Below are 4,522 nucleotides of genomic sequence, written 5' to 3'. Positions count from 1 at the left end.
ATCGTCTGTCCCTCGAACATCTGTCCGGAATGTCCTGGCTGGCGGCCCAGCAGGACTTCGGCGCCAAAATCCTCTGCGACAACTTGAACGCTCTGGCCGTCCATGCGGCCAGCGAAGAACTCGACGCCGACACCCGCGCACACTACTTGATCAACCGGGGTGACGCGTTCTCGCGCCTCGAGCGCATCCTCGGACGCTGGCTCCTCCACGGGCGCGAAGCTCTCGACAATGTCGCCTCGGTCTTTGGCCAACTGATCAAGAACCTCGTCCGCATAAAGCCCGATCGCTCATTTCCAAGACAATTCACAGAAAAGCCACATCTATCATATGCGTACAAGGAAGGTGTATGACTTGGTTCTGATACGTTGAGAGCATTGAGTCGCGATCCGGGAAGGGGCCGCTGAATTCAAACGCTACGACCGGCTGAAAAAGCAAGGCCAGGCTGAGCAAGCAGAGGAGGTAAAGCATTGTGTTCATCGCGGTTTTCACGTGAGTTGGTTATCGCTGCCTGGGCGAAGCGCGAGTGCATAATTTCCCCCTGTCTGGCGAAACCCCAAGCGCTTCAAGAACCGATCCATTTTTTCCAGTTCGATGCCGCTGTTGATGCCGACGGATAGCTCGAACACGCCTCGGTTCTCGGCCCATTTGCGGAAGGCGGCCAGCAACTTGAGTCCCGCTCCGCCCATGCGCCGCTCCGGCAGCACGTCGTAGTGGATGACGCTGGCGACCAGCAGGTCGGAGAAGAAGTGCCGCTCCACGCCGCCGATCAAAGCGCCGACGATCTGGCCGGCAGGATCCTCGACGACGAAGAAGGCGTGCGTCTTGTGGGCGTTCTGGCCGATCTCGATCACTGCGCGCAGGTTCTGCGCGAGACGTTCGGCGTTGTAGTCGTAGGCCGAGAAGCGGGTGATGGCGTGCATGCGGCGTCCGAGTTCGATACAGGCCGGGACGTCATTCAGAGTGGCGAAGCGGATTTTCATTTGAAATTCAGGTCCTCTCCGGTGTCGGGCGGACGGGCTTGGCGGATCGCTCCTCGCTCAGCACCGTTACCCGTTCGCCGATGCGCACGACCTCGTCGACCTGCAGGCTCTTCGGTAGCACATGGGTGATGAACAGCATCGTCACCCGCCCACGCAACTGGTTGATGGTCGCGGCAAAATGTTCGGCGGTCTGGGGGTCGAGGGCGCTGGTGGCTTCGTCAAAAAGCAGAATCTTCGGGCGCTTCAGCAGCGCTCGGGCAATCGCCAGGCGCTGGCGCTGGCCACCGGACAGCCCGGCGCCGCGTTCGCCGATTTCGGTCTGATAGCCATTGGGCAGTTTCTCGATCGCGTCGTGGATCTCGGCCAGTTTCGCGGCCTGCACAATGCGTTCGAAGGTGGCGTGCGGGTTGGCGGCGAGCAGGTTGTCGTAGACGGTGCCGGAGAAGAGCACGGTCTCCTGCGGTACGACGCCGAAGTAGTGGCGCAGTTCGTTGGCCGAGAGGTTCTGGATGTCGGCGCCGTCGAGCTTGATTCGGCCGTCCGAAGGTTGATAAAAACCTTGCAGCAGTTTGGCCAGCGTGCTTTTCCCGGAACCGGACGGACCCATGATCGCGACCGTGCTGCCTGGCCGCACGGTGAGGTCGAAATCGCGATAGAGGTAGGGGTGCTTGTCGCTGTGCCGGAAGGCCAGGCCCTCGATCTCGATCAGTCCCTTGCCTTCGGCCATGCGGGTCGGAATGACCGCATAGGGCTCGGTTGGCGCGTTCATCACGTCGCCCAGACGTTTGACCGAGAGACTGGCCTGTTGAAACTGCTGCCACAGACCGACCAGGCGCATCATTGGTTGACTGAGTTTGCCCGCGAACATCTGGAAGGCGACCAGCATTCCGATGGTGAACTCGGTGCCGGTCATCACGGTGTAGGCGCCGATGACCAGGATGAGCAGGCTCATCAACTGTTCGAGGGTGGTCGCTGCGGTGTTGTAGGTGTTGGCAAGCTGTCGGGTCTGAAAAGTGGCGTGCAGATAGTCGGCCAGGTAATCCGAGAAGCGCGACTTGAGTTGCGGCTCCATCTGCAGGCTCTTTACCGTTTCCAGACCGGCGATGTACTCAGTGATGAAAGCCTGATTGCGGGCGCCGAGCAGGAACTGATGGTTCAATTGCGACTGGAACATCGGTGCGACGATCAGGCTGAGCACGACGATGATCGCCAGCACCGCCAGTGCGACCAGGGTCAGCTTGACGCTGTACCAGAACATGATGCCGACGAAGATGAGCAGGAAGGGCAGGTCGAGCACCAGCGTTACGGCCGCACTGGCGACGAACTCGCGAATGGTCTCGACACCGTGTAACCGGGCGGCGATGACGCCGGTCGGGCGTTTCTCGAAATAGCGCGGAGGGAGTTTGAAGAGATGGTCGAAGACGGCCGCCGCCAACACGGCGTCGACCCGGTTGCCGGTATGCAGCACCAGATATTGACGCACCCAGGTGAGGATGGCCGAGAAGATCATGAACACGGCCATGCCGATGGCGATGACGAGCAGCGTGCTCTGCGTGCGATGGACGACCACCTTGTCGATGATGGTCTGCGTAAAAAGGGGAGTGCCGAGCGCCAGCAACTGCATGACCAGCGAGGCGAGCAGAACGTCGCGCCAGACCTTCTTGTGTTTCAGAAGGTCCGGAACGAACCAGCGGAAGCCGAAATGGGTCGTGCTGCCGACCACGTCTGGATCGAAAATCGGTGGCCGCCTCTTGGCTATGAAGAAGACGACGCCCAGATAGCGTTCGGCGAATTCATCGCGCGGTAACTCTGACGCCGCCTTCGTCCCGGCCTCGAAATACTGGACGCGCTCCGGCGAAACATCGGTAATGAGTCCCAAACGGGCGCCCCCGATTGCGCTTTCTCTATTGGCTGCGCGCTCGCCGACCACGGGGACCTCAACTTCGGTCGCTGCCTCGTTTTTCAGCGGTGCCAGCACTGCCAGGCAAGGCGTTGCCACCTCGTCCAGAGCCGAAGCTGCACGCGGCTTGAGCTGGATGCGAAACCCCAGCGCGCGAGCGGCGTGGATCAGGGTGTCGGTGGTGTAAGGCGGCGGAAACTGCTTGAGCAGCAGTTCGGCGTCGAAAGGCACACGATTGAGCGCACACAGACTCCCCACAGCCCAAACGAGCTGGGCCGCTTCGAGTGGCCATCGGGCAATCGCTTTCTGTTCCTGCCTGTTGATCGAGGCAATGCGCTTGATTCGCTGAAGCATGTTCAGCGAATAAAATGGAAGTCAGTCGTCGTATGAAACGAGCCTATCGACGGGCAAGGCCGGTAAGATTGCTCCCTTTCTCCCTGCAACATGACCCCTCTCCCGTTTTCATCTGTTTTAGGATAGAGCGTGGATTTCACAGGAAAATGGGGCTATTGTCAAATCAGTTGTTTACCTTTTCGAAGCCGCACAGGGCGGCTGTTGCCGGAGGTTGCCTCCCGAGGATCGGTAGACTTGGGCGATGAAGCTGGAGGAACCCAAGGACGTTCTGGGAGTGATGCGGCTGGACAGTGCCTTAGGGTGTTAACCTCGAGTTTGATCGCGCCAGCGACGATTCTCGATTTACGTGCCGATTTCCCCGCTTGCTCCCATCTTCTGTCGCGATCCACCATTTTCTTGTGCGAAAAGCTTCGGCGTATATTCCAGGCTTTGCCTGATAGGCGTCAGCGCAGCGCTGCACAGCGCAATGAAGTCGAGAATGCCGCCCTGTCAGCCGTTTCCGTATTCAGGTCGCAGTGTCTGTCTGTGCTCGACAGCGAAGACAGGACGGGATGCAGACGCCATTGTCGCGGAGGTGCGCGTTCCTGCTGTTCGGGGTGCTTGCGATTCCCGGCCATAGGCAGATCCGCAAGCTCCTGGACCGGACTCCCGCCCGAGACACGGTGATCTTCTTCGGTCGAGGCACGTACGGCGGCAGCACGGCAGGCCTGACGGTGTCCAGCAGCGGTTCGTCAGCGCCGAGCCGACAGGAGGCAGCAAGCGTGCGGATGGCCGGTTGCTCGCTCGCCGCCCGAACCGCGGCAGGCGCGGCTCGAGCAGATCGCCGGCGCCGGTGCGTACCGGCCGGGACGAAGTCGGCCGATACGCTTCAGTCGCCGGACGCGCGATGCGTGACCCAGATCAGGCGATCGACCGCGAAGTTCAGTTCACGCGCCTGCCGCAGCAGCGCCTCGCGCACCTCGTCGGGCAGATGAGGCTCGCGTGACAGAATCCACAGGTAGTCGCGGCTGGGGCCGACGACGAGTGCCCAGCGGTAGTCTCGCTGGTCGAGCGCGGCAATGTGGTAGGCGCCGTAGAAAGGACCGAAGAAAGAGACCTTCAAGGAGCCACGCGAGGGCTCGCCGATGAACACGGCCCTGGCGGCGGCCTGCTGCCAGCGCTGACGCGCAGCGTTGTAGCCCCGGTTGAGCACCTCGACGCTTCCGTCGGGCTGCAGGCGGTAGTGCGCCGATACGTCGCTCAGACCGCGTTCGAACGAATGGTCGAGACGGGCAACTTCGTACCACTT

At 61.1% G+C, this 4,522-nt stretch carries 3 protein-coding genes and 1 pseudogene; 1 reads left to right on the top strand and 3 read right to left on the bottom strand.

The annotated features are described in order from the left end of the window. Nucleotides 1-350, top strand: a pseudogene (locus tag Q1L59_RS02565) (IS4/IS5 family transposase); the annotation flags it as partial. A 135-nt stretch (nucleotides 351-485) separates the two neighbouring features. On the opposite strand, the gene Q1L59_RS02560 reads toward Q1L59_RS02565, so the two are convergent. The 3 genes from Q1L59_RS02560 to Q1L59_RS02550 form a co-directional block, all read right to left on the bottom strand. Continuing rightward, on the bottom strand, nucleotides 486-980 hold the full coding sequence (locus tag Q1L59_RS02560) for a GNAT family N-acetyltransferase (protein WP_300327727.1): 495 nt from the start codon (nucleotides 978-980) through the stop codon (nucleotides 486-488). 7 nt (nucleotides 981-987) lie between these two features. Beyond that, nucleotides 988-3,234, bottom strand: coding sequence for a peptidase domain-containing ABC transporter (locus tag Q1L59_RS02555; RefSeq protein WP_300327726.1), 2,247 nt, complete (start codon nucleotides 3,232-3,234; stop codon nucleotides 988-990). Between the two features lie 868 nt (nucleotides 3,235-4,102). Continuing rightward, nucleotides 4,103-4,522 (bottom strand): lipocalin family protein (locus Q1L59_RS02550; RefSeq protein WP_300327725.1); only part of this gene is annotated, 420 nt, incomplete at its 5' end.

This window comes from Accumulibacter sp. (assembly GCF_029255125.1).
Classification (GTDB): Bacteria; Pseudomonadota; Gammaproteobacteria; order Burkholderiales; family Rhodocyclaceae; genus Accumulibacter.
The sequence above is the reverse complement of the archived record's forward strand: the minus strand, read 5'-3'. Positions and strand labels throughout refer to the sequence as shown.

What these genes read in the sequence shown, in the direction of transcription:
- Q1L59_RS02560 (WP_300327727.1), bottom strand. Translation starts at nt 980, where the DNA reads ATGAAAATCCGCTTCGCCACTCTGAATGACGTCCCGGCCTGTATCGAA.
- Q1L59_RS02555 (WP_300327726.1), bottom strand. Translation starts at nt 3,234, where the DNA reads ATGCTTCAGCGAATCAAGCGCATTGCCTCGATCAACAGGCAGGAACAG.